The organism is Streptomyces sp. NPDC059247 (assembly GCF_042754005.1).
In the GTDB taxonomy this organism is placed as follows: domain Bacteria; phylum Actinomycetota; class Actinomycetes; order Streptomycetales; family Streptomycetaceae; genus Streptomyces.
On record NZ_JBHYZW010000031.1, the window covers coordinates 24,655 to 47,784 of the forward strand.

The window sequence follows — 23,130 nt, forward strand, 5'->3', positions numbered from 1 at the left end:
GCGGGGGTCTTCCCCGGGCGGACGGGGGCGGCGGAAGGCCATGGGGCGGTTGGCCTGTTACCGGGAATCGGGTGGATTTCCGGGCCAGTTGAGGTTTCTCCGGGGGAGCGCTTGGGGAGGACGTCTGCACACCCCGTGATCACGCCCTGTATGTGGCGCGCCACCTACCGCTCTCTGTCCCCCAGAGGCCGCAGTGCGTGATCCACCCACCTCCGGCACACCCCCGTGCCGCCGGACCCATGACGAGGGGGCGCATGATGGACGCTTTCACCGCAGGACTGCTGCACCGCATCAGGACCACGCAGACCGACCTCACGCGGGCTCGTGAGACGGGCGACGACTACCTGGTGGATGTCGAGCAGGCAGAGCTCGACGACCTGCACCGGCTGGCCGCCGAGCACGGTGTGGAGGTCTCCGCGCCGGGTCACTGACCCTGCGGACCCGCCACACCTGCTCTCACCTGTCCCACCCGTTCCGGAGTGGTCCGTCCGCTCCGGACGCACCGCGTGCGAGGGCCCCGGTGCCGATCCCGGCACCGGGGCCCTCGCGCGTCCGCCGTCCCGGCGGGCGGCAGCCGGTCAGTCGTGCCAGGCGCCCAGGTCCTCCAGGAGGTCCTGGAGGGGCGCGAAGAGGCCCGGGGAGGCCGCCAGGGTCAGTTCTCCGGACGCCTGCTCGCCCCGGCGGCCTCCGGTGAGGGCGCCCGCCTCGCGGGCGATCAGGGCCCCCGCCGCGAGGTCCCAGGGGTTGAGCCCGCGCTCGTAGTAGGCGTCGAGCCGTCCGGCGGCGACGTCGCAGAGGTCCACGGCGGCCGAGCCGCCGCGCCGGATGTCGCGGACGAGCGGGATCACCCGCCGGGCCACCTCCGCCTGGTGGGCGCGCCGGGCCTGGACGTATCCGAAGCCGGTGCCGAGGAGCGCCTGGTCGAGGGCGGGCGAGGGGCGGGCGGCGAGGCGCCGGTCCCCCGCGTACGCGCCGCCGCCGAGGACCGCCCGGTAGGTCTCGCCGCGCATCGGGGCCTCGACGACGCCGACCACGGCCTCGCCGTCGCGTTCGGCGGCGATGGAGACGGCCCAGGTGGGGAGGCCGTAGAGGTAGTTCACGGTGCCGTCGAGCGGGTCGATGACCCAGCGGACGCCGCTGGTGCCGGGGCTCGCCGCGCCCTCCTCGCCGAGGAAGCCGTCGTGCGGCCGGTGCTCGGCGAGGAAGCCGGTGATCAGCTTCTCGGCGGCGATGTCCATCTCGGTGACGACGTCGATGGGACTGGTCTTGGTCCTCGCCACGGCGAGGTCGTCGGGCCGTCCGTCGCGCAGCAGCGCTCCGGCCCGGCGGGCGGCCTCCAGGGCCAGGGCGAGCAGTTCGGCGAGCAGCGGGTCCTGCGGGGCGCTCGCCCCGGTCACGTCGGTCACGGGGACTCCTCAGGCGTAGGGGCTGTCGGCGCCCGCCGCGGCGGGGCGCTCCGCGCGGGCCGGGCAGCAGCCGATGGGGCACAGGTCGCGGGAGGGGCCGAGGGCGCCGAGGGCGCACCGCTCGGCCCTGGTCCCGCGCTCGGTCGCGGCGCGCTCCAGGAGGAGGTCGCGGACGGCGGCGGCGAAGCGGGGGTCGGCGCCGACGGTGGCGGAGCGCCGGACCGGCAGTCCGAGTGCGGCGGCCTTGGCGGTGGCCTCGGTGTCGAGGTCGTAGCGGACCTCCATGTGGTCGGAGACGAAGCCGATCGGGACCATGACGGCGGCGGGGGCCCCGGCGGCGTCCAGCTCCTCCAGGTGGTCGCAGATGTCGGGCTCCAGCCAGGGGATGTGGGGGGCGCCGCTGCGGGACTGGTAGACGAGCTTCCAGGGGTGGTCCACGCCGGTGGCCTCGCGGACCGCGTCGGCGATCGTCCGCGCCGCGTCGAGGTGCTGGCGGACGTAGGCCCCGCCGTCGCCGTGCTCGGTGACGGGTCCCGAGGTGTCGGCGGCGGATTCGGGGATGGAGTGGGTGGTGAAGGCGAGGTGGGCCCCGTCGCGCACGGCCGGGTCGAGTTCGGCGAGGGAGGCGAGGACGCCCTCGACCATGGGCTCGATGAAACCGGGGTGGTTGAAGTAGTGCCGGAGCTTGTCGACCCGGGGCAGCGGGAGGCCCTCCGCTTCCAGGGTGGCGAGCGCGTCGGCGAGGTTCTCGCGGTACTGGCGGCAGCCGGAGTAGGAGGCGTACGCACTGGTGGTGAGGACGGCGATGTGGCGCCGCCCGTCGGTGATCATCTCGCGGAGGGTGTCGGTGAGGTACGGCGCCCAGTTCCGGTTGCCCCAGTGGACGGGCAGCCGGAGACCGGCGGCGGCGAAGTCCGTCCGCAGCGCGTCGAGGAGCGCGCGGTTCTGGTCGTTGATCGGGGAGACGCCGCCGAAGAGGAAGTAGTGCTGCCCCACTTCCTTGAGCCGTTCCTTCGGGATGCCACGGCCGCGCGTCACGTTCTCCAGGAACGGGACCACGTCGTCCGGGCCCTCGGGGCCGCCGAACGAGAGCAGCAGCAGGGCGTCGTACGGGGCGGGATCGTGCTGATCGGACATGGCACCGATCCTCCCACCCGGCCCGGAGGGCGCGGGGCGCGGCCCGTCCGGAAAATAGGGGGATGACCCATCGACTTCACCGCCGTAGGCTTTAGCTCTCAATTACACGTGCGGGTGCCCCTCCGGGTGACCGCGCGGAGGCCGCGCCGCTGCGCGGAGATCCGGAGACCTCCTTGCCCAGTCCCTACCGCGCGATATTCGCGGCGCCCGGCGCCGCCTCCTTCTCCGTCGCGGGACTCTTCGGCCGTATGCCGCTGTCCATGATGGGCATCGGCATCGTGACCATGATTTCGCAGGTCACCGGCCGGTACGGGCTGGCCGGAGCCCTCTCGGCGACGCTCGCGATGTCCGCCGCCGTCCTCGGCCCCGCGGTCTCCCGCCTGGTCGACCGGCACGGGCAGCGCCGGGTCCTCCGCCCGGTGACCCTGGTCTCGCTGGTGGCCGCCGCCGGTCTGCTCCTCTGTGTGCAGCAGCGGACCCCGGACTGGACGCTCTTCGTGTTCACCGCGATGATCGGCTGCGTGCCCAGCGTGGGCGCCATGACCCGGGCCCGCTGGGCGGAGATCTACCGGGGCGACGCGCGGCGGCTGCACACCGCGTACGCCTGGGAGTCGATCGTCGATGAGGTGTGCTTCATCTTCGGCCCGATCATCTCGATCGGTCTGTCGACGGTCTGGTTCCCCGAGGCCGGTCCGCTGTTCGCCGGGGTGTTCCTCACCATCGGCGTCTTCTGGCTGACCGCGCAGCGCGCCACCGAGCCGGTCCCCCACGGCGGGAACGGCGAGGACCGGGGCGGTTCCGCGCTCCGCTCCCCCGGTCTCCAGGTCCTGGCCCTCGCCTTCGTCGCCACCGGCGCCATCTTCGGCTCGGTCGACGTGGTGACCGTGGCCTTCGCGGAGGAGCAGGGCCACAAGGCCGCCGCCAGCCTGGTCCTGGCCGTCTACGCGCTCGGTTCCTGTCTGGCCGGAGCCGTCTTCGGGCTGCTCCACCTCAAGAGCGAGCCGTCCAGGCGCTGGCTCCTGGGCGTCTGTGCGATGGCCGTGAGTATGATCCCCCTCCTACTGGCCGGGAACCTGCCGTTGCTGGCCGTGGCGCTCTTTGTCGCGGGCCTGTCCATCGCACCGACGATGGTGACCACGATGGCCCTCGTCGAAGCGCACGTACCGCGCACCAAGCTGACCGAGGGCATGACCTGGACGGGTACCGGGCTCGCGGTCGGCGTGGCGCTCGGCTCGTCGGCCGCCGGCTGGGTGGTGGACGCGTCGGGCGCGGAGGCGGGGTACGTGGTGCCCGTCGTCGCGGGCGCGCTCGCGGTCGCGGTGGGTCTCCTCGGACACCGTCGGCTGCGCAAGCCGACGCCGAACCGGGAGGGGCAGCGTGAGCGGGACGACAGCGAGGTCAGCGGGGTCGGGGAGCGCAAGGACGGCGAGCAGTCCCTGGCGTAACTGGGCGGGGAACGTCACCTCCCGTCCCGTGCGGGAGGTGAGCCCGGCTTCGGCCGAGGAGCTCGCCGAGGCGGTGCGCCGGGCGGCCGACGACGGGCTGCGGGTGAAGACGGTCGGCACCGGCCACTCCTTCACCTCGATCGCGGCCACCGACGGCGTGCTGATCCGGCCGGGTCTGCTGACCGGCATCCGGCGGATCGACCGCGAGGCGATGACCGTCACGGTCGAGTCGGGCACTCCGCTCAAGCGGCTCAACGTGGCGCTGGCCCGGGAGGGCCTGTCGCTCACGAACATGGGCGACATCATGGAGCAGACCGTCGCCGGGGCCACCTCGACCGGGACGCACGGCACCGGCCGCGATTCGGCCTCCATAGCCGCGCAGATCCGCGAGCTGGAGCTGGTGACGGCCGCGGGCGAGCTGCTGACCTGCTCCGAGAAGGAGAACCCGGAGGTCTTCGCCGCCGCCAGGATCGGACTGGGCGCGCTCGGCGTGGTCACGGCGATCACCTTCGCGGTGGAGCCGGTCTTCCTGCTCACCGCGCGCGAGGAGCCGATGACCTTCGACCGGGTCACCTCGGAGTTCGACGCGCTGCACGCGGAGAACGAGCACTTCGAGTTCTACTGGTTCCCCCACACGGACAACTGCAACACCAAGCGCAACAACCGCAGCGCCGGGCCCGCCGCTCCTCCCGGCCGGGTCAGCGGCTGGGTCGAGGACGAACTGCTGTCCAACGGCCTCTTCCAGGTGGCGTGCTCGCTGGGCCGGGCCGTGCCCCCGGTCGTCCCCGCGATCGCCAGGGTCTCCAGCCGGGCCCTGTCAGCCCGTACGTACACCGACATCCCGTACAAGGTCTTCACCTCGCCGCGCCGGGTCCGCTTCCTGGAGATGGAGTACGCGCTGCCGCGTGGGACGGCGGTCGGCGCGCTGCGCGAGCTGAAGGCCATGGTCGAGCGCTCGCCGCTCAAGGTGAGCTTCCCGGTGGAGGTGCGGACCGCCCCGGCGGACGACATCGCGCTGTCCACGGCCTCGGGGCGGGACACCGTCTACATCGCCGTGCACCTCTACCGGGGAACGCCCCACCACGCGTACTTCACCGCGGTGGAGCGGATCATGACGGCGCACGAGGGCCGCCCCCACTGGGGCAAGGTGCACACCCGCGACGCCGCCTACTTCTCCGGGGTCTATCCGCGCTTCGCCGAGTTCACGGCGCTGCGCGACCGGCTCGACCCGGACCGGCTCTTCGCCAACGACTACCTGCGCCGGGTCCTGGGCGACTGACCGGTCACCCCTGGGGCGTCCCGGTCTCCGCTCCGGTGCCCGTGCCGCCCCCCGCCGGAGCGGGCGCGCGCGGGGTCTCGGGGCGGGCGCCGGTGGCGGGCTCCCCGCTCGGGGTGGCCGGGGCCGTCGGGTCCGTGCTCGGCCCGGTCGTCGGGCCGGTCGGGGTCGGGGTGGGGACGCCGGTGGAGCCGGAGCCGGAGGGAGTCGGCTGGGGCGAGGGGGTGGCGGTGCCCTCCCCGGTCCCGGTGCCGGTGGTGGTGCCCCCGTCGCCCGGGGTCGGGGTGCCGCCCGTCGTCGGAGTGCCGGGGCCGTCGGTGGCACCGGACGGCGCGGGCGCGGGGTCCGTGCCGGTGTCCGGCGCCGGGGTGTCCTTCCCGGTGCTCTCGCCGCCCCGGACCACGGAGCCGAAGGTCGTGGTCCCCCGCGTCCCGCTGAAGTCCTGACCCGAGACCAGTTCGTAGGTGGTGATGCCGCCCATGGTGACGCCGAAGACGAGGGCGGCGGCGACGGCCGGGCGCTTCCAGCCCCGGACCCGGGTGCCGTGGGTGGTGGCCGCGCCGAACGCGTCGCTCCCGCCCGGCGCCGGGGCGGGGACCGCGCCGGACATCAGGGTCCGGTCGTCGCGCGGGACGGCGGGGACCGGGACCTGACGGGGCTTGGGCCTGGCGGCCGTGGTCACGTCCCGCACCTGCTCGCCGGTGCGCCGGAAGAGGTGCTGGAAGAGGGGTCCGCCGCAGGTGGCGATCACACTGATCACACCGGCGCCGACGATCGTGCCGTACACGCCGAGGGTGGAGGCGAGTTTGGCGGCGATGACCGCGGCCAGCGCACTGCTCAAGACCTGGGCCATGCTCAGGTCGATCCTCCGGCCCTCCTTCTCCTCCCCCGACGTCCCTGACGCCCCGGACGCCCCGGTCCGCTCCCGGTTCTCCGGCCCGTCCGTGTCGGTGTCCGGCCTGTGACGCATCTCCAACCCCTGACGGTTCATCCGTTCGCCTTGCACCCAGAAGGGACAAATGGGGGAAGCGATTAGTTCCGTTTCCACTGTTTCTGTGAAGAGCGACACGTGGGGGCGGAGATCCCGGACACTCAACTCCCGTACCGCCCGAGAAGTTGAGCGGCGCGCCGGTCCACCCAGGTGGCCCGAATGGAGTACATTGACGAACCCTGGGTCCGGACGCCTTCACGGGCGCCCTGAATCAGGGAAAAGGGAGCCGGAGACGGCGCCCGAAACCGGCGGCGCCGTGGCACCGCACGGAGACCGGACACATGGAGTGACATCTCGTCACTCCATGTAGTCATCCCGGTAACCGTGCCACACGGCGTTCCAGGGTCCACGCCCGACACGCCGGGCAACTCGGCAAGGTAGTGGCAGGCTGCACCCGGGCAGGCCACACTCGACTAGCGGAAGCAGCGACGCACGTGACGTCGGCAGGCACCACCCGGGAGGTCCCCATGCCCGAACTGCGTGTCGTGGCCGTCTCCAACGACGGCACACGACTGGTGCTGAAGGCTGCTGACAGCACGGAGTACACGCTTCCGATCGACGAGCGGCTCCGCGCCGCCGTGCGCAACGACCGCGCGCGCCTCGGCCAGATCGAGATCGAGGTGGAGAGCCACCTCCGCCCCCGGGACATCCAGGCGCGGATACGAGCCGGTGCCTCCGCCGAGGAGGTCGCCCAGCTCGCGGGCATCCCCGTCGACCGCGTGCGCCGCTTCGAGGGGCCCGTGCTCGCGGAGCGCGCCTTCATGGCGGAGCGGGCCCGCAAGACCCCGGTCCGCAGGCCCGGCGAGAACAGCGGACCGCAGCTCGGTGAGGCGGTGCAGGAGCGGCTGCTGCTGCGCGGCGCCGACAAGGACGCCGTGCAGTGGGACTCGTGGCGGCGCGACGACGGCACCTGGGAGGTGCTGCTCGTCTACCGGGTCGCGAGCGAGGTCCACACGGCCAGCTGGACGTACGACCCGCCCCGGCGGCTCGTCCAGGCCGTGGACGACGAGGCGCGCGCCCTGATCGGCGAGACCGACGACACGATCGCCGCCGCGCCCGAGCCGAGTTTCCCCTTCGTGCCGCGCATCGCCCGGCTGCCCAGGGACAGGCCGCTCGACCGCAGCCTCGACCGTCAGCTGGAGCGGCCGTCCGCGTCCGCCGAGCCCGAGGACGAGCGCGACTCGCTGACGAGCCTCCTGGAGGCCGTGCCGAGCTTCCGGGGCGACATGGTCGTGCCGGAGCAGCCGGACGGCGGGAACACGGAGACGGCCGGGGCCGAGGAACCGCCCGCGCCGGCCGCCTCGGCGGGTGCCGGGTCGGCGTACGCGGACGTCCTGATGCCCCGCGCGGTCTCCGGCCACCGGGACCGGCTCACCGGCACCACCGACCGGCAGGCGGAGGCGGACGGCGTCCGCCCCGGCCGTCGCGCCGCCGTGCCCAGCTGGGACGAGATCGTCTTCGGCACCCGCCGCAAGAAGCAGGACTGACCCCGACCCCGTCACCGCCCGTCCGGACGCGACACACCGGGACGGGATACGGGATCGGGCCCACCCGCCCCGGGCCCGCACACCGCCCAAGCCCCCGGCCCCCGGGCCCGCCCGGCGCCCGACCCCACCCCGGAGAATCCCGGCGAGGCCCGGCGGGACGGGAGCGGGCACGCCCACCGGCGGGAGACCCGGGCCGACCCGGACCGGGGGCTGCCGTCACGCCCCGGCCACCGGCCCCTTCTCGTGCGGGCCCTCGCGCGGTGGGTGCGGACGGGCCCGGGTCTCGGCGGGGCGGCGCCCCACCGCGTGACGTCCGGCCCGGCCCACCCCGTGACGCCCGGCCCGGCCCGGGTCGATGCGGACGGGGGCGACCCGCTCCGGGCTCCCCGGTCGTCGTGAGCGGCGCCGGGTCCCGTACCTCCTACTGCGGTTCCGGGCCCGTCGCCACCGGGCGGGCGGGGTCCGAGGACCATTCCGACCAGGAACCGGCGTAGAGCGCGGCCGGGACGCCCGCGATCTCCAGGGCGAGCACCTCGTGGGCGCCGGAGACGCCGGAGCCGCAGTAGACGCCGACCGGGGTGTCCCCCGTGGCGCCCAGGGCCACGAAGCGGTCCCGCAGCGCGTCCGCGCCGAGGAAAAGCCCCCGCGCGTCGACGTTCTCGGTCGTCGGGGCCGAGACCGCGCCCGGGATGTGCCCCCCGACCCGGTCGATCGGCTCCACGTCCCCCCGGTAGCGCTCGGCCGCCCGCGCGTCGAGCAGCAGCCCCGCGCGGGCGAGGGCCGCCGCGCCGTCGGCGTCGAGCAGCTCCGGACCGCCCGGTTCCGGCCGGAAGTCGCCCGGCTCCGGCGCCGGGACCTTCTCCGTCAGCTCGCCGGTCCAGGCCGCGAGTCCCCCGTCGAGCACCCGGACGTCACGGTGGCCCGCCCGGCGCAGCAGCCACCAGGCACGGGCGGCGCCCCAGCCGAGGCCGCCGTCGTAGACGACGACCGAGGTGTCCGCCGACACGCCCGCCCGGCGCATCACCGCCCCGAAGGACTCCAGGTCGGGCAGCGGGTGGCGCCCGCCGTCGCCGGGCGGGCCCGCGAGTTCCGCGTCCAGATCGACGTAGACGGCTCCGGGCAGGTGACCGGCCTCGTACACGGGACGTCCCGGCGGCCCGCCCAGGGTCCAGCGGACGTCCAGGAGGACCGGCGGCCGGGCCCCGGCGGACTCGCTCAGCAGTTCGCTTGCGGAGATGATGGGCTTCATGGGGCCATCCTCGCGCAGCCACGGGGCCGCGGCGGAGGAACCCGGCGCCCGGCCCGTCAGCACGGCGGGATCGCGCCACTCTTTGGTGCGACCGGGAAGCGCCGGGGCCCCGTGAGTGACACCATCGGACAGGGGGACGGGCACGACGACGGTCCGAGGAGAGAGTCACGATGACCGAGGCGACTCGGCGCACACCCGGGACACCCTGCTGGGTGAGCCTGATGGTGCACGGGCTTGACGCCACGCAGGAGTTCTACCGCGCACTGTTCGGATGGGAGTTCGAACCCGGTCCGCAGCACCTCGGCCCGTACGTGCGCGCGCTGCTCGACGGCGAGGAGGTGGCGGGCATCGGCCAGCTGCCGCCCGACCGGCATCTGCGGATCGCCTGGACGCCGTATCTGGCCAGCGACGACGCCGACGAGACCGCCGAGAGCATCCGGTGCTGCGGAGGCACGGTGGCGGTGGGCCCGCTCGACGCGGGCGAGGCGGGCCGGATGGCGCTCTGCTCCGACCCCGTCGGCGCGATCTTCGGCGTGTGGGAGGCCGACGCCCACCACGGCACGGCGACGGCGGGCCCGCCCGGCACCCCGGTGTGGAACGAGCTGCTGACGTACGAGACGTCCTCGGTCGGCAAGTTCTACCGGGCGGTCTTCGGCCACGAGGTGGAGCCGGTCGTGTCCGCCGACCACGACTGGGCGACCCTGCACGTGGACGGGGTCCCGGTGGCCTCGCTGCACGGCGTCGGCAACGCGCTGCCCCGCGACCGGGGCCCGCACTGGATGACGTACTTCGAGACCGTCGACGTGGACACGGCCGCCCGGCTCGCCGTGGAGCTGGGCGGACAGCTGCTGCGCCCGCCGTACGAGGCCAGGACGGGCCGGGTCGCCCAGGTGACGGACCCGGAGGGCGCGGTCTTCGCCCTCGTGAGGTCGGCCGGGCGCTGAGGCGCCCGGCCCGACGCGTGGCTCCGGCCCGGGACCTCCGGGCCCGTACGGCGGTCGGCGGGTCGGCGGTCAGTCGCGGCGCGCGCGGGACAGGGTCCTGCGGAGGCGGGCCGGGGCTCCGGCGCGTCCCGGGGCCGGTCCGCCGGACAGGGCCAGCTCGGCGAGGCGCTCCTCGGTGAAGTGGTGGGCCGTGCCGGGCTCGGCCCGGTGCGCGGCCAGGAAGCGGACGGTCTCCTCGCGCAGCCCCGGGTGGGCCTTGTGCCTCATGCAGTAGCCGACCGCCCTGACCAGCGGTGTGAGCGAGTCGGGGGCGGCGCCCGGGACCTCCGGCGTGCCGTCCCCCTCCAGGTCCGTGACCAGGTGGTCGACGACGGTGAGCGGAATCCGGTTGCTGTTCTCGAAGGGGGTGAGCCGGGCGAGGACGTCGGCGGTGCCCACCCGTGCGACGGGGATGCCGTAGTACACGGCGGCGGTGAGCATCGCCGTGGAGAAGCAGCCGACGACGAGTTCGAGCCCGGCGCGCTCGTAGAAGGTCTCGGCGAGCAGCGGCCCGTCGAGGACGGTGAGGCGGACACCGGTCCGCTCGGCCTCCTCGTGGAGGGCCCGGGAGTATCCGGCGGGGGCGCTGGGGTGCGGTTTGAAGACCACCGAGCGGTGTCCCGAGGCGGTCGCCCCGCGCAGCATCCGCAGGTGCAGCTCCTCTTCCTCCTCGGGGGTGAGGAGGGCGAGGGCGGCGAGGTACTGGCCGAGCAGGAGCGCGGTGGGGCGGGCGGCGAGGGCGCCCGCGATGTCCGGGTCGTCGGCCGCGTCCCGCGCGATCTCGGTGAGGACCGCCCGGAAGGCGTCGTCGGGGACGAGCTCGGGCTCGACGCCGTACTCGGTGAGGAGCAGGGGCCGCAGACCGGGGACCAGATCGAGGTGGAGGACCCGGCGGACGCGGCAGGCCACCGACTGGGCGAGGTCGGAGCGGGTCGGACCGTAGCTCATCAGTCCGTCCGCGTAGACGTGGAGGGCGCTCTCGGGGAAGGCGCCCGCCAGTGCCTTGGCCGGGTTGACCTGGATGGACTCCACGACCAGTTCCACCGGGGCGGGGCCGAGGTCCCACGCGGTGCGCAGCACCCGCTGCCAGAGCGGTGCCTCCTCGGGGCGGGGGGCCCAGGCGGCGGGGTGGTACGGGTGGATCGTCTCGTTCCAGTCGAGGGTGCCGTCGAAGCGGCGGGCGATCCGCGCGTAGCCGGTCATGCTCTCCAGGCGCAGCGCGGTCTCGGGGATCTCGGTGTTGTGGGAGAGCAGCAGCAGTCTGCGGAAGTCCTCGCGGGGGCCGAACCGTCCGGCGTCGAGCGCCGCCGCGAGGGTGGCCGCGCCGTAGAGGGTGGACGCCTGGAAGATCTGGACCGGGCGGCGGTCGGGGGCGGGGGCGGGGGCCGCTTCGGGGGCGGGGGCCATGGGTCAGGCGGTCCTTCCGGTGTCGCGCAGGCTCCGGAGGAGGGTGCTGCGGGGGGTGTCCATGGTGGCGAGGGTCTCGTCGAGGACCCGCTGGGGCATCCGGCGCAGCGCGTCGGTGACATCGGTGCGGAGCCGTCGGGCGACGGCGGGCTCGTAGGTGTCGGTCTTGCCCAGGTGGAAGGCGATCATCGCGCAGTAGGTGCGGACGGCCTTCGGGAGGAACCGGTCGGCCTCGGCGTCCCGGGAGACCTCGTCGAGCAGGAGGTCGTACGAGGGGATGAAGTCGAGCTGCCGGTTGTCGGTGATCTGGGTGAGCGAGGTGGTGACGCCCCGCCGGTAGAAGACCCCGTGCAGGGAGAGCGCCGCGAAAGTGCGGGCCTCGAGGTGGAGCCGCCAGATCCACAGGCGGTCCTCGGCCGTTCTGAGGGAGGTCTCGAAACGCGCGGCGCCGTTCTCGAAGAGGTGTGCGCCGTAGATTCCGAAGGGGACGAACGGATAGTCGACCATCGTCACCATGCTGGCGGGCGCGATGCCGTCCCGGGGGTCCATGACGGTGTCGCGGAGTCTGGCGGGGGCGTACCGGATCCGCCGTTCACGGCCTTCGGAGAGGACGTGGTCGGTGCGGGCGAAGTCGCAGCCCAGGCGCTCGATCCCGGCGACGGCGGCGCGCAGGTGGCCGGGGGCGTACCAGTCGTCGCCGTCGAGGAAGGTGAGGTAGGAGCCGCGGGCCGCGTCGATCCCGGTGTTGCGCGCCTGGGCGACGCCCCGGTTCGTCTCGTGGCGCAGGACGGTGGAGTTCGGCAGCCGGTCGCGCCAGCGTTCGAGGATCTCCGGAGTGTCGTCCGTGGAGCAGTCGTCGACGAGGAGGAACTCGAAGTCCGGGTCCGCGTTGTTCGCCAGACTGCGCAGGGTGTCCGGGGCGTAGGCCCCGACATTGTGGAACGGTACGACGACGGACAGTTTCGGCACGCGGAATCCCCAGCTGGATCGAACGATGTACACGCCGCTACGGCGGGCAGGTTAACCCCGGGGTTTCCCGGGCGGACGAGTCGTGCGTGCACTCCCGGTGAACTCTTGCCGTCCCCCGTGGGAAGCCCGCGCGGTGCACGGGTCACCGCCCGGCCCGCCGCCGGTGCAGGAGTCCCGTGGCCACCAGGGCCAGGAGGGCGGCTCCGCCGACGGCGGAGCCCAGCCGGAGCCCCGGGGGCCGGAAGGAGCAGCTGACCGTGGTCGCCCGGCCGTCGAGGGGGACGGCGAGGAGACCCTGGTGGGCGCGGGCGGGGCGCGGGGGCGCGTCCCCTGCGGCGCACCGCCAGCCGGAGGTGCGGGTGACGGCGAGGACGGCGGTCCCGGTGCTGCCCGGGGGCAGTTCGGCCGTGATTCCGTGCCCGTCGGCCGCGACCCGGGTGGCGCCGGTGGCGGTCAGTTCCCGTACGGCGGTGTCGAGGCGGGCGCGCACCAGGCAGCCGACCGGCTGCCGGGGCAGCTCCGGCCGGGCCCCGGGGGCCAGGGCGATCCGCAGCTCGCCGGTGGCGGGGGTGGTGCCGAGGGCGCGCATCGGGGCGCGGACGGACGGCGGCTTCCCCTCGAACGCCACCGGCGGTCTCCCGGCGAGGGCCGCCGTCCCCCGGTACTCGGGCGCCCAGAACCAGACCTCGGTCCCGGCCGGGCAGCGGGCGGTGAGCAGCCGTCCGGCGCGGGTGACGGGCGGCAGCTCGTACACGGGGGCGCCGAGCAGGCGTTGCTGGGCGGCGAAGGCGGAGTCCCCGGCGGGGACGGGCGGTTCCCCCGGGGGGCGGACGGTGACGAGCGGCGGTACGGGGGTGGTGGTGACGGTCACGGTGGCGCGGGGCGGTGCGTCCTGGCGCACCGGCCGCGTCGGCCGGGAGCGGACCCGGGTGCCGATGGAGAACAGGGCGTCCGTCACCGGGTTGTCGAGGGTGACCGGGTGACGGCCCTTGGCGTAGTGGCCGAAGCCCAGGCCGTCCAGGGTGCGGGAGGTCGTCTCGGCGGTGAGGCTGCTGTAGTAGTCGGCGCCCTGCCCGCCGACGAGCAGGACGTCATTGCCGCCGGGGACCTCGCCGGGGTCGGTGCGGTGGCGGGGCCAGGCGTCCGCGCGGGCCGTCGCCCCGGCGACGGAGGTGTGCCAGGGGCCGACCCGGGGGGACCAGGAGACCTCGGCGCGCTGCTGCTCCACGATCCGCTCGCCGGTGACGAGCGTCTCGCCCGCCTGGGCGGCGAGGAGCAGGAGCACGGCGAGCACGGACAGCGGACGGGAGGCGCGGCGGCGGACGGGAGGCGCGAGCGCGACGGCGGCGAGCGCCAGGACGGCGGCGGCGCCTGAGGCGGGGTAGGTCCACCGGTCGATGTCGGCGCTCCCCCTCGCCGCCCACGCGAGGGCGGCGAGCAGTGCGCCGCCGCCGAGGAGCGCGGCGGGCCGGGGGGTCCCCCGGGAGACCGAGAGCCAGGCCGCGACGAGCAGCAGACCGCACAGGACGAAGGTCTGGCGGTACGGGATGCCGTTGGGCGAGGCTCCGGCGTGCCAGAGGAGGTGGGTGGGCTCCCACTGGAGGGAGAGGGCGACCAGGACGATCGCGGTGGTCCAGCCGGCCCGGACGCGCGGGGCGACGGACCGGTTGAAGGGCAGGGTGAGGGCGAGGGCGAGGGCGGGCGTGCCGATGAAGAGGGCGGGGCTGGCCACGCTCGCGGTGGCGGGCAGGAAGCGGGCGAGGAGGTCCGTCCAGGGGGCGGGCGCGAAGGTGGTCCCGGGGGTGGGGTCGGCGACCCGGGTGGCGAGGAAGACGACGGTGACGAGCGGGGCGGCGAGCCCGACGCCGATGAGGACCCCTCGGGCGGCGCGCAGGGCTCCGGCGAGCCGCTGCCGGGCGGTGGCGGTCTCCTCGGCGGTGAGGAGCCGTACGGCGAGGACGACGGCGGCGCCGAGCGTGGCCATGTACGCGGTGTAGAAGTTGGCGGTCCAGGCGAGGGCGACGACCAGCGGGCCGAGGACCGGGCGGCGCGCGGTGCGGGCCCACTCGCCGACCAGGCAGAGCAGCGGGAAGGCGACGAGCCCGTCGAGCCACATGGGCACGGTGGCGCCGTAGTCGAACGTCCAGCCGGAGAGCGCGTAGGCGGTGCCGAGGACGGCGGCGACGGGCCAGGGGCCGGGGCGGAGCCGCAGCAGCAGAAGGGCCATGGCGGCACCGGCGGTGGTGATCTTGGCCGTGGTGACGACGTACAGGGCGAGTTCGTCGTGGCCCGCCGGGAAGACCACGACGAGCAGGGCGAAGGGGCTGCTCAGGTAGGTGCCGATGTCACCGAGGAAGTTGGTGCCGAAGCCGGAGTTCCAGTTGAGGAAGGCGTCGCCGTGGGTCTCGCCGAGGAGGAAGGAGCGCCAGTAGGCGTGGAACGGCAGGTACTGCTGGCCGAGGTCCACGGTGTTCCTGGTCACCGGGCCGAAGGGGTGGCTGCGGGCGAGCCGGGTGGCGAGGCAGAACAGGACGGCGGTGAGCAGGGCGGCGGCGAGCGGACCGGCGGGGGTGAGTGGGCCAGCAGGGGCGGGTGGGGTGAGCTGGGGGTGCGGGGCGGACGGGCCGGGTGGGGCGGACGGGGCCTGGGCCGGGCTTTCCCCGGTCCGGCCTTCCCCTGTCCGGCCTTCCCCGGCCTGACCTTCGCTGACACGGTGGCCCCCGGCACGGTGGTCCCCGGCGCGGTGGTCCCCGGCGCGGTGGTCCCCGGCTTCGGCGGGGACGGTCTCGGCGGGGGGCACACGTCCTCCAGGGGCGTACGGAGCGGGAACGCCCGGGGCGGAACGATCACGGGCCGACCGCCATTACCGCCGAACCGGGCGACCCTCGACCGATCTTCAGGCGGTCTTCCGGTACACCCCCGGTGAACTCCCGGGGTCAGTCGGTCCGCGCCGGGGCCACCAGTTCGTCGACGGTGCGGGCCACCGTGCCGAAGAGGTCGGTGACCGTCGTCAGGGCCGTGGCCCGGAGCGTCCGCGCGGGCACGACCGTGCCGTCGGGGTCCGCCAGGGCGCGGGTCGCGGTGGCCTCGGCGACGACGGTGGGGCGGTAGCCCCGGTGGAAGGCGCCCTGCGCGGTGAAGAGGACGCACAGGTGCGTCATGAAACCGGCGATGACGAGGTCGGTCCGTCCGAGGCCCTTGAGGACCTCCTCGAGACCGGTCCCGTGGAAGGCGTCGGGGAACCGCTTGACCACGACCTGCTCGCCCGCGACCGGGGCGACCTCGTCGCTGATGGCGCCGGACTCGGCCCGGAGGTCGTACGGGGTGCCCTCGCCGCCGTCGTTGACGACATGGACGACGGGGGCTCCGGTGGCGCGGGCGGCGGCGAGCAGCCGGGCACCGGCGGCGAGGGCGGGCTCCGCCCCGTCGAGCCGCATGACACCGGAGCGGTAGGTGTTCTGGAAGTCGACCATGACCAGGGCGGACGCGGCCAGGTCGGGCAGTTCCCGGGGAAGGCCGATGACCTCGCGGAGGGTGGTGGAGGCGCTCACGGGGTTCCTTTCGATGGGTACGGGGTGGTTCTCGGGTGCCGTGGGAGGCGGCGCGGGCCCGGAGTCCGGAGGGTGCTGGGCACGGCCGGTGACGGGACGGGTGCGGGCCCGGATCGGAAGCGGCGCGGCCCCGGCGTTCCCGATGGCGCGGGCTCCGATGTTTTCAACGCTAACACATCACGTAATCATCGATTACATCGACGGTCGTCACGCTTCTCCCCGTCCCAGGGACACCACCCCTCCCGCCCAGGAATCCGCCCAGGTCCGGGCTGTTAGCGCTGTTATCGTGGAGGGCATGTCGACGGCACGAGAGCGCATCCTGGAAGCCACCGGGGAACTCCTCGCCACCAAGGACGCGCTGGCGATCTCGACCCGCGCGATCTGTGACCGGGCGAAGGTCGGGATGCCCGAGATCTACCGTCAGTTCGGCGACAAGCAGGGGCTGCTGACCGCCGTCGCCGACATCGGCTTCGCGCGTTTCCTCGCCGAGAAGCGGCGGAATCCGCTCACCGACGACCCGGTGGCGGACCTGCGGACGGCCTGGGACAGCCACGTCGCCTTCGCGCTCCGCAACCCGTACCTCTACCGCCTGATGTTCACCCCGACCGGCGACGAGAAACCGGCCGCCATCGAGGAGGCGCAGGCCATCCTCCTGACGGCGGTGGAACGCTGCCGGGACGCCGGACGGCTCAGGACGCCACCGGAACTCGCCGGTCAGGCGATCCTCTCCGCCAATGTGGGCGTGTGCATGATGGCGCTCTCGTTCCCCGACCGGTTCGGCGGCGCCGACGTCTCACCGGCCGTACGGGACGCGGTGATCGGCCAGGTCACCGGCGACGAACGGGAGGACACCCGGATCGGCACCGCGACCGCCCTGGCCCGCGCCCTGCTCGGCACCCTCACCGGGGCGGAGCCCCCGGGCGCCTCGGACCTCGACCGGCTGACCCGCCCGCCGCACCCGGAGAACGGGGCCTGACGGCCGACGGGGCCGGACCGACGGGCCGGGCCCGGTCGGCTAGACGGGCAGGACGTCCGGGGACAGGACTCCGGCGCGGGCCGCGGCGGCGGTCATCCGGCGCTGGTGGTGGCGGCGGCAGAGGACCTCGTAACCGATCTCCTCGGCCGGGCGGTTCACGTCCCCGACGACGACCTGCTCGCCCTCGACGACCATGACGTCGCCGACCGTGCGCGCGTTGTGGGTGGCGCGGGCGCCGCACCAGCACAGGGCCTCCACCTGGAGCTGCTCCAGACGGTCCGCCAGCTCGATCAGGCGCTGGGAGCCGGGGAAGAGCTTGGTGCGGAAGTCCGTGGTGATGCCGAAGGCGAAGACGTCCATGTCGAGGTCGTCGACGATCCGGGCCAACTGGTCGATCTGCTCGGGCGCGAGGAACTGGGCCTCGTCGACGATGACGTAATCCGCCCGGCCGCCCTTCGAGAGCTGCGCGACCAGGTACGCGTACAGGTCCATGTCCTCGCCTGCCTCGACCGCCTCCGTCACCAGTCCGAGGCGTGAGGACAGCTTGCCCTCGCCCGCCCGGTCGTCACGCGTGAAGATCACGCCCTGGAGGCCCCGGGCCGAGCGGTTGTGCCCGATCTGGAGAGCGAGGGTGCTCTTCCCGCAGTCCATGGTTCCGGAGAAGAAGACCAGCTCGGGCATGACGGGTCGGGGGCCTTTCAGGTCGTGGAGGGGAGGTCGGTCGTGGGGAGGCGGCGTGGACGGAGAGGTCCCGCGAAGGCTCAGGTGCGCACTTCGAGCAGCGGGACCAACTGCTCCGCCGAGGTCATGGAACCGTGCATACCGGCCATCGCGGACTCGTTCGGCTCGTTGACGGACGCGGTGATCGCCACGTCGTCGTGGGCGGCGACGACCACGTCGCCGATCCGGCCGTACACCCGCTCGTCGATCTCCGGGCCGAACCAGCCCAGGGCTATCGCCTCGTCGCGGCTCGCCACCCAGAACTGCTCGCCCACCACCTCGCGCCAGCAGGTGAGGACGTCCGCCTCGGCGCCGGGGACCGCGTAGACGTGCCGGGCACGTCCCTCGCCGCCGAGGAGGGCGACGCCCGCGCTCAGCTCCCAGTCCTCGTCGAAGTCGATGCGGTGCTGCTCGTCGAAGGGGATGTCCACCATGCCGTGGTCGGCCGTGACGTACAGCGCGGAGCGGGGCGGCAGCTGCTCGGCGAGCCGCCGCACCAGCCGGTCGACGCACATCAGCTGGCCGCGCCAGGCGTCGGAGTCGATGCCGAAGCGGTGTCCGGCTCCGTCGAGTTCGCTGTAGTACGTGTAGACCAGCGAGCGGTCGCCCCCGGCGAGCTGCTCGGCGGCGAAGTCCATGCGCTCGTCGCCGGAGAGCCGCCCGTGAAACGTTCCGCCGCTCAGCGCGATCTGGGTCAGGGGCGTCTGGGCGAAGATCGGGGACGACACCTGCGCGGTGTGGATCCCCGCCTCGTGCGCCGACTGGAAGACGGTCGGGTACGGCTGCCAGGCCTGCGGCGCGGTCCACGGCTTCCAGCGCAGCTGGTTCATCAGCTCGCCGGTCTCCGGGTTGCGCACGGTGTATCCGGGCAGCCCGTGGGTCCCGGGGTGGCGGCCGGTGCCGACGGAGGCCAGCGAGGTCGCGGTCGTCGCGGGGAACCCGGCGGTGACCGGCCGTCCCGTACCGCCCCGGGAGGAGCCGAGGAGCGAGGTCAGATAGGGGGCCTCGGCCGGATGGGCCTTGATCTGCTCCCAGCCGAGCCCGTCGATCAGGAAGACGCAGTTCCGGTCGGCCGGGGCCAGTTCGGCGATGCGCGCCTCGAAGCCGGGCACGCCCTGCCCGGCGACGAGCGTCGGCAACAGGTCGCCGAGGGCGCCGGAGGAGTACTCGGGGACCGGCGCGGTCTCCGGGGCGAGCGGGACCGGATCGTCGGGCCAGCCGTGGGCCACGGTGGTCGGATGCGCCATCAGCGGGTGGGCGCGGCGGTGGCCGCGATGGCTTCGGAGAGGGCCTGGGCGAAGGTGAGGGTCTGCCGGACGGTGTCGGGGCCGTCCCCGGCGTCGCTCACCCGGAGGCTGAGGTCGTCGGCGGTGGAGTTGCCGGTGTAGCCGTGGTCGGCGTCGCAGTCGGGGTCGCCGCAGGCGGCGGGCTCCAGGTCGATCCGGGAGACGGCGCCCCAGCCGATGGTGAGGACGACCTCGCGGGGCAGTGTGCCCGGCGTGTACGACTCGGGGTTGGCGACCACCCGGCTGACGACGACCGACGAGATCCGGTCGAGCTTCACGGACTCGGTGGAGGTCGTGGCGTACGGCGTCGGGGAGCTGCTGTCGGCGGCCTGCTCGTCGGTGTGGCTGACGATGAAGCGGTGCGGCGTCAGGACGAGGACGGTGACGTGGCGACGGACCTCGTTCGCGTCGAAGGTGGTCTCCTGGTGCACCACGTACGACGCGACGGCCTCGCCGCCGACGGCGGACTCCACCGCCTCGGCCACGAGGGCCGGGTAGTAGCCGCTGCGCTCGATCGCCGCGCGCAGCCCCTGGGTCGTCGTACCGCTCTTTGCCATGGACTCCATCCTACGGGGCGGTGGGGGCCCCTCAGGTCCCTCAGTAGCTCGGCAGGCTGCGGGGGCCGAGGTCGGTGCGGGGGGCCGGTGGGGCCAGTCGCACGGTGGCACCGAGGACGGAGAGGCCGTGCGGTGCCACGACCACCGGCTCCAGGGAGACGGCCACCACCTCGGGGTGGGCGTCGACGAGCCGGGAGACCCTCAGCAGCACCTCTTCGAGGGCCGGGGTGTCGACGGGCGCGGCCCCGCGCCAGCCGAAGAGCAGGGGTGCGGTGCGCAGGGAACGGACCTGTTCGGCGACGTCCCGGTCGGTGGCCGGGACCAGCCGGTGGGCGACATCGCCCAGCAGCTCGGAGGCGGCGCCCGCCAGGCCGAAGGAGAGGACGGCGCCGACCGCCGGGTCGATGGCGGCGCGGACCACGGTGTCCACGCCCCGGGGTGCCATGGCCTGGACGACCGGCTGGAGCTCGGCCGCCCGGCCGAGGACCTCGGTCAGCTCGGCGTACGCGGTCCTGAGCTGCCCCTCGGTCGCCAGGTCCAGCCGGACTCCGCCCAGGTCGGGGCGGTGGCGCAGATGCGGAGCGGTCGTCTTGAGGGCCACCGGGTAGCCGAGGCGGGCGGCTGCCGCGACGGCGGCGTCGGGAGTGGGCGCGGGGAGGGCCGGGCGGACGGCGATGCCGTACCGGGCGAGGAGTTCACCGGCCTGCCGGGTGTCGAGGGTCACACCCCGGGCGTCGGCCTCGGCACCGCCGAGCAGCCGCTCGACGAGGGCGGCGGCCCCCGCCTCGTCGATGTCGTCGTACTCGGGCACCCGTCCGGGCTCGGCGGCCTGCCGCCGCCACTGCCCGTACCGCACGGCCTCGGCCAGGGCCCGTACGGCCCGCTCGGCGGCGGGGTAGGCGGGGATGGCCGGAACGGCGGCGGGACCGTCCGGCGCGGGGGCTTCCGGCGCGGGGGCTTCCGGAAGGGGGCCGGTGGCGGTGGGCGTGACGGTGGCGGCGGGCGTGCCCGTACCGCCCTGGTCCCGGTCACCCCTCGGGTCCCGGTCCGGTGCGGCTGCCCGGCCGGGGGGCGTTCCGGCCGGGCGGGGGGCCCGCTCGGTCCCGGTGCGGCGGCCCGGGGCCGTCGGGCGGGTGCTGGTCGCGACCGCGAGGGCCTCCGCGAGGCCGCCCATCTCGACGTGCACGACGACGACCGGCTTGGCGGGGACGGGCGCGGAGGCGACGGCCTCGCGCAGGGCGACGGCGAGGACCTCGCCGTCGCCGAACTCGGGGGCCCCGTCCTCCCCCACCCAGGGGATCGCGGTGACCACGACCGCGTCCGAGGCCTCGTCGGCGAGCGCCGCCGCGAGCGCGTCCCGGAAGTCGGCGGGCACCGCCCCCGTGGTCAGGTCGAGCGGGCGCAGGGGCCGCAGCCCCTCCGTGAGGCACGCGTCGTACGTGAGGAGGCCGAGCGACTCGGAGTTGCCGAGGATGGTGACCCGGGGCCCGGCGGGCAGCGGCTGGGCGGCGAGCAGCAGTCCGGCGTCCACCAGCTCGGTGACGGTGTCGACCCGGATGACCCCCGCCTGGCGGAGCAGCGCGGAGACCGTGGCGTGGGGTATGCGGGTGACGGGGACCCGGTGGCCGGGCGGGGCGCTGCCGCTGTGCCGGGCGCCCTTGACGACGACGACCGGCTTGACGGCGGCGGTGCGGCGCGCGAGCCGGGTGAACTTCCGGGGGTTGCCGATGGACTCCAGGTAGAGGAGGACGACATCGGTCCCGGGATCGTCGTACCCGTACTGGAGGAAGTCGTTGCCGGAGACGTCGGCGCGGTTGCCGGCCGAGATGAAGGAGGAGAGGCCCGCGCCGCGCCGGTGGAGCCCGGCGAGGAGCGCGATGCCGATGGCGCCGGACTGGGTGAAGAGCCCGATGCGTCCGGCGGCGGGCATCTGCGGGGCGAGGGAGGCGTCGAGGCGGACGTCGGCGGCGGTGTTGATGATCCCGAAGGCGTTGGGGCCGATGATCCGCATCCCGTACGAGCGGGCCTGCCGGACCAGGGCGCGCTGCCGCTCCCGTCCGTCCGGCCCGCTCTCGGCGTAACCGGCGGAGAGGACGACGAGACCGCGGACGCCGTGTTCGCCGCAGTCCGCGACGACCTCCGGCACCCGTTCGGCGGGTACGGCGACGATCGCGAGGTCGACGGGTTCGCCGATGGCGCCGACGGAGGGGTGGGCGGGGACGCCGTCGAGCGAGGCGGGCCCGTCGGTCGTCCCGGTGAGCGCGGCGTTGACCGCGTACACCCGTCCGGTGAATCCGGTGCCCAGAAGGTTGCGGAGCACCGTCCGGCCGACGCCGCCGGGTGTCCGGCCCGCGCCGACGACGGCGACGGAGCGGGGGGTGAGGAGGCGCTGTACGGAGTGGGCCTCGGCCCGCTGCTCGCGGGCGCGCTGCACGGCGAGGGAGCGGTCGGTCGGTTCGAGGTCGAGGTGGAGCCGTACGGAGCCGTCCTCGAAGCTGCGCTTCTGGGTGTAGCCCGCGTCCGTGAACACCTTGATCATCTTGTTGTTGGCGGGGAGCACCTCGGCGGCGAAGCGTCTGATGCCGCGTTCGCGGGCGACGGCCGCGATGTGTTCGAGCAGGGCGGAGGCGACCCCGCGTCCCTGGTGGGCGTCCTGGACGAGGAAGGCGACCTCCGCCTCGTCGGCGGCGCCGGAGGCGGGCAGCCCCCGGTCGTCGATGCGGTCGTAGCGCACGGTGGCGATGAACTCGCCGCCCACGGTCGCCGCGAGGCCCACCCGGTCCACGAAGTCGTGATGCGTGAAACGGTGCACGTCCTTGGCGGAGAGCCTCGGGTAGGGGGCGAAGAAGCGGTAGTACTTGGACTCGTCCGAGACCTGCTCGTAGAAGCTGACCAGCCGGTCGGCGTCGTCGGCGGTGATGGGCCGGACGCGCGCGGTGCCGCCGTCGCGGAGCACCACGTCCGCTTCCCAGTGGTCGGGGTAGCTGTGGTCCGGGGGCTCCGGACGCGCCGGTGGTGTCGGCTGGTCCGCCGCTTCCGACTGCTCCGACGCGCTGTGCATGGGGTCAGCCTACGGCCGCGACACGCCGGTGGCACCGGTCGCGCGACGGGGGGCGGCCGTGCAAGGTGGGGAACGTGCCGGACACCGCACGAAGGGCCGAAAGACCGGTCCGATCCGGGCCCAAGGTCGGTGCGCGCGCGGAACAACCCGTGAGAGACTGGTCTAGACAACCGCTTGAGACTTGAAGGGCAACACCATGGCTGAGCGCCGCGTCAACGTCGGCTGGGCCGAGGGCCTCCACGCCCGCCCCGCGTCCATCTTCGTCCGTGCCGCCACGGCTTCCGGCGTTCCGGTGACGATCGCCAAGTCCGACGGCAGCCCCGTGAACGCCGCCTCCATGCTCGCGGTGCTCGGTCTGGGCGCGCAGGGTGGCGAAGAGGTCGTCCTGGCTTCCGAGGCCGAGGGCGCCGAGGCCGCGCTCGAGCGCCTGGCGAAGCTGGTCGCCGAGGGTCTGGACGAGCTCCCCGAGACCGTCTGACCCGGGTCAGCACCCCGTACGACGAGAGGCCGTGGCCCCCCGGGATACGGGGGGGCCGGCCGCGCGCGTCACCCCCGTGAAGGGGTGTGTTATAAAAAACAGAAGCAGCCGCCGCAAGGGGGGGGGGTTATATAGGGGGTGGGCGGGAGAA

Annotated in this window: 19 protein-coding genes; 7 read left to right on the forward strand and 12 right to left on the reverse strand. The window is 74.4% G+C overall.

Going from position 1 to position 23,130, the window contains the following annotated elements; translation table 11 throughout:
• Positions 1-254: 254 nt before the first annotated feature.
• Complete coding sequence (locus ACFXGN_RS30835; protein ID WP_384865451.1) at positions 255-431, forward strand: hypothetical protein; 177 nt, start codon at positions 255-257, stop codon at positions 429-431.
• Between the two features lie 147 nt (positions 432-578).
• Here ACFXGN_RS30835 and ACFXGN_RS30840 read toward each other — a convergent pair whose 3' ends face one another.
• Positions 579-1,397, reverse strand: coding sequence for an inositol monophosphatase family protein (locus tag ACFXGN_RS30840; RefSeq protein ID WP_384865448.1), 819 nt, complete (start codon positions 1,395-1,397; stop codon positions 579-581).
• Positions 1,398-1,415: 18 nt separating this feature from the next.
• The gene (locus tag ACFXGN_RS30845; RefSeq protein ID WP_384865416.1) at positions 1,416-2,543 is read right to left on the reverse strand and encodes a ferrochelatase; all 1,128 of its coding nucleotides are present in this window, start codon (positions 2,541-2,543) and stop codon (positions 1,416-1,418) included.
• A 173-nt stretch (positions 2,544-2,716) separates the two neighbouring features.
• Here ACFXGN_RS30845 and ACFXGN_RS30850 point away from each other — a divergent pair, with 173 nt between their 5' ends.
• Positions 2,717-3,988, forward strand: coding sequence for an MFS transporter (locus ACFXGN_RS30850; protein WP_384865418.1), 1,272 nt, complete (start codon positions 2,717-2,719; stop codon positions 3,986-3,988).
• On the forward strand, positions 3,921-5,267 hold the full coding sequence (locus tag ACFXGN_RS30855) for a D-arabinono-1,4-lactone oxidase (RefSeq protein ID WP_384865420.1): 1,347 nt from the start codon (positions 3,921-3,923) through the stop codon (positions 5,265-5,267). The genes ACFXGN_RS30850 and ACFXGN_RS30855 overlap by 68 nt, the downstream gene beginning before the upstream one ends.
• 4 nt (positions 5,268-5,271) lie before the next feature.
• Here ACFXGN_RS30855 and ACFXGN_RS30860 read toward each other — a convergent pair whose 3' ends face one another.
• Positions 5,272-6,117 carry a hypothetical protein gene (locus ACFXGN_RS30860; RefSeq protein WP_384865422.1) on the reverse strand — a complete coding sequence of 282 codons (846 nt, stop codon included), beginning with the start codon at positions 6,115-6,117 and terminating at the stop codon, positions 5,272-5,274.
• Between the two features lie 572 nt (positions 6,118-6,689).
• On the opposite strand from ACFXGN_RS30860, the gene sepH reads away from it, so the two are divergent.
• Entirely contained in the window at positions 6,690-7,742 is a 1,053-nt protein-coding gene (sepH, locus tag ACFXGN_RS30865; protein ID WP_384865424.1) for a septation protein SepH, read from the forward strand.
• A gap of 421 nt (positions 7,743-8,163) precedes the next feature.
• On the opposite strand, the gene ACFXGN_RS30870 is transcribed toward sepH, so the two are convergent.
• On the reverse strand, positions 8,164-8,991 hold the full coding sequence (locus ACFXGN_RS30870; RefSeq protein ID WP_384865426.1) for a sulfurtransferase: 828 nt from the start codon (positions 8,989-8,991) through the stop codon (positions 8,164-8,166).
• A gap of 170 nt (positions 8,992-9,161) precedes the next feature.
• Between ACFXGN_RS30870 and ACFXGN_RS30875 the strand changes: the two genes are divergently transcribed.
• A complete protein-coding gene (locus ACFXGN_RS30875) occupies positions 9,162-9,935 on the forward strand; it encodes a VOC family protein (RefSeq protein ID WP_384865428.1) in 774 nt (257 codons plus the stop codon).
• A gap of 69 nt (positions 9,936-10,004) precedes the next feature.
• Here the strand turns inward: ACFXGN_RS30875 and ACFXGN_RS30880 are convergent, their stop codons facing one another.
• The 4 genes from ACFXGN_RS30880 to ACFXGN_RS30895 form a co-directional block, all read right to left on the reverse strand.
• Positions 10,005-11,381: a polysialyltransferase family glycosyltransferase gene (locus ACFXGN_RS30880; RefSeq protein WP_384865430.1), complete on the reverse strand. Its 1,377-nt coding sequence runs from the start codon at positions 11,379-11,381 to the stop codon at positions 10,005-10,007.
• Positions 11,382-11,384: 3 nt separating this feature from the next.
• Positions 11,385-12,350, reverse strand: coding sequence for a glycosyltransferase family 2 protein (locus ACFXGN_RS30885; protein ID WP_384865432.1), 966 nt, complete (start codon positions 12,348-12,350; stop codon positions 11,385-11,387).
• 142 nt (positions 12,351-12,492) lie between these two features.
• Positions 12,493-15,150 (reverse strand): YfhO family protein, encoded by a 2,658-nt coding sequence (locus ACFXGN_RS30890; RefSeq protein WP_384865434.1) that lies wholly within the window; start codon positions 15,148-15,150, stop codon positions 12,493-12,495.
• Between the two features lie 136 nt (positions 15,151-15,286).
• Positions 15,287-15,901, reverse strand: coding sequence for an isochorismatase family protein (locus ACFXGN_RS30895; protein WP_384865436.1), 615 nt, complete (start codon positions 15,899-15,901; stop codon positions 15,287-15,289).
• 295 nt (positions 15,902-16,196) lie between these two features.
• On the opposite strand from ACFXGN_RS30895, the gene ACFXGN_RS30900 reads away from it, so the two are divergent.
• Entirely contained in the window at positions 16,197-16,877 is a 681-nt protein-coding gene (locus ACFXGN_RS30900; RefSeq protein WP_384865438.1) for a TetR/AcrR family transcriptional regulator, read from the forward strand.
• Positions 16,878-16,916: 39 nt separating this feature from the next.
• Here ACFXGN_RS30900 and ACFXGN_RS30905 read toward each other — a convergent pair whose 3' ends face one another.
• The 4 genes from ACFXGN_RS30905 to ACFXGN_RS30920 all read right to left on the reverse strand — a co-directional run bounded on the left by ACFXGN_RS30905 (position 16,917) and on the right by ACFXGN_RS30920 (position 22,501).
• A complete protein-coding gene (locus tag ACFXGN_RS30905) occupies positions 16,917-17,558 on the reverse strand; it encodes a thymidine kinase (RefSeq protein ID WP_384865440.1) in 642 nt (213 codons plus the stop codon).
• Between the two features lie 80 nt (positions 17,559-17,638).
• Entirely contained in the window at positions 17,639-18,844 is a 1,206-nt protein-coding gene (locus ACFXGN_RS30910) for an alkaline phosphatase family protein (RefSeq protein ID WP_384865441.1), read from the reverse strand.
• Positions 18,844-19,440: a DUF5998 family protein gene (locus ACFXGN_RS30915; RefSeq protein ID WP_384865443.1), complete on the reverse strand. Its 597-nt coding sequence runs from the start codon at positions 19,438-19,440 to the stop codon at positions 18,844-18,846. The genes ACFXGN_RS30910 and ACFXGN_RS30915 overlap by 1 nt, the downstream gene beginning before the upstream one ends.
• Positions 19,441-19,480: 40 nt before the next feature.
• Positions 19,481-22,501 (reverse strand): GNAT family N-acetyltransferase, encoded by a 3,021-nt coding sequence (locus ACFXGN_RS30920; protein WP_384865444.1) that lies wholly within the window; start codon positions 22,499-22,501, stop codon positions 19,481-19,483.
• Positions 22,502-22,697: 196 nt separating this feature from the next.
• Between ACFXGN_RS30920 and ACFXGN_RS30925 the strand changes: the two genes are divergently transcribed.
• A complete protein-coding gene (locus ACFXGN_RS30925; RefSeq protein WP_366444271.1) occupies positions 22,698-22,979 on the forward strand; it encodes an HPr family phosphocarrier protein in 282 nt (93 codons plus the stop codon).
• Positions 22,980-23,130: the final 151 nt, after the last annotated feature.

Bases quoted from the DNA above. Each gene is read 5' to 3' on its own strand.
- ACFXGN_RS30835 (WP_384865451.1), top strand. From the start codon at position 255: ATGATGGACGCTTTCACCGCAGGACTGCTGCACCGCATCAGGACCACG.
- ACFXGN_RS30845 (WP_384865416.1), bottom strand. From the start codon at position 2,543: ATGTCCGATCAGCACGATCCCGCCCCGTACGACGCCCTGCTGCTGCTC.
- ACFXGN_RS30860 (WP_384865422.1), bottom strand. From the start codon at position 6,117: ATGGCCCAGGTCTTGAGCAGTGCGCTGGCCGCGGTCATCGCCGCCAAA.
- ACFXGN_RS30870 (WP_384865426.1), bottom strand. From the start codon at position 8,991: ATGAAGCCCATCATCTCCGCAAGCGAACTGCTGAGCGAGTCCGCCGGG.
- ACFXGN_RS30875 (WP_384865428.1), top strand. From the start codon at position 9,162: ATGACCGAGGCGACTCGGCGCACACCCGGGACACCCTGCTGGGTGAGC.
- ACFXGN_RS30880 (WP_384865430.1), bottom strand. From the start codon at position 11,381: ATGGCCCCCGCCCCCGAAGCGGCCCCCGCCCCCGCCCCCGACCGCCGC.
- ACFXGN_RS30900 (WP_384865438.1), top strand. From the start codon at position 16,197: ATGTCGACGGCACGAGAGCGCATCCTGGAAGCCACCGGGGAACTCCTC.
- ACFXGN_RS30905 (WP_384865440.1), bottom strand. From the start codon at position 17,558: ATGCCCGAGCTGGTCTTCTTCTCCGGAACCATGGACTGCGGGAAGAGC.
- ACFXGN_RS30910 (WP_384865441.1), bottom strand. From the start codon at position 18,844: ATGGCGCATCCGACCACCGTGGCCCACGGCTGGCCCGACGATCCGGTC.
- ACFXGN_RS30915 (WP_384865443.1), bottom strand. From the start codon at position 19,440: ATGGCAAAGAGCGGTACGACGACCCAGGGGCTGCGCGCGGCGATCGAG.
- ACFXGN_RS30920 (WP_384865444.1), bottom strand. From the start codon at position 22,501: ATGCACAGCGCGTCGGAGCAGTCGGAAGCGGCGGACCAGCCGACACCA.
- ACFXGN_RS30925 (WP_366444271.1), top strand. From the start codon at position 22,698: ATGGCTGAGCGCCGCGTCAACGTCGGCTGGGCCGAGGGCCTCCACGCC.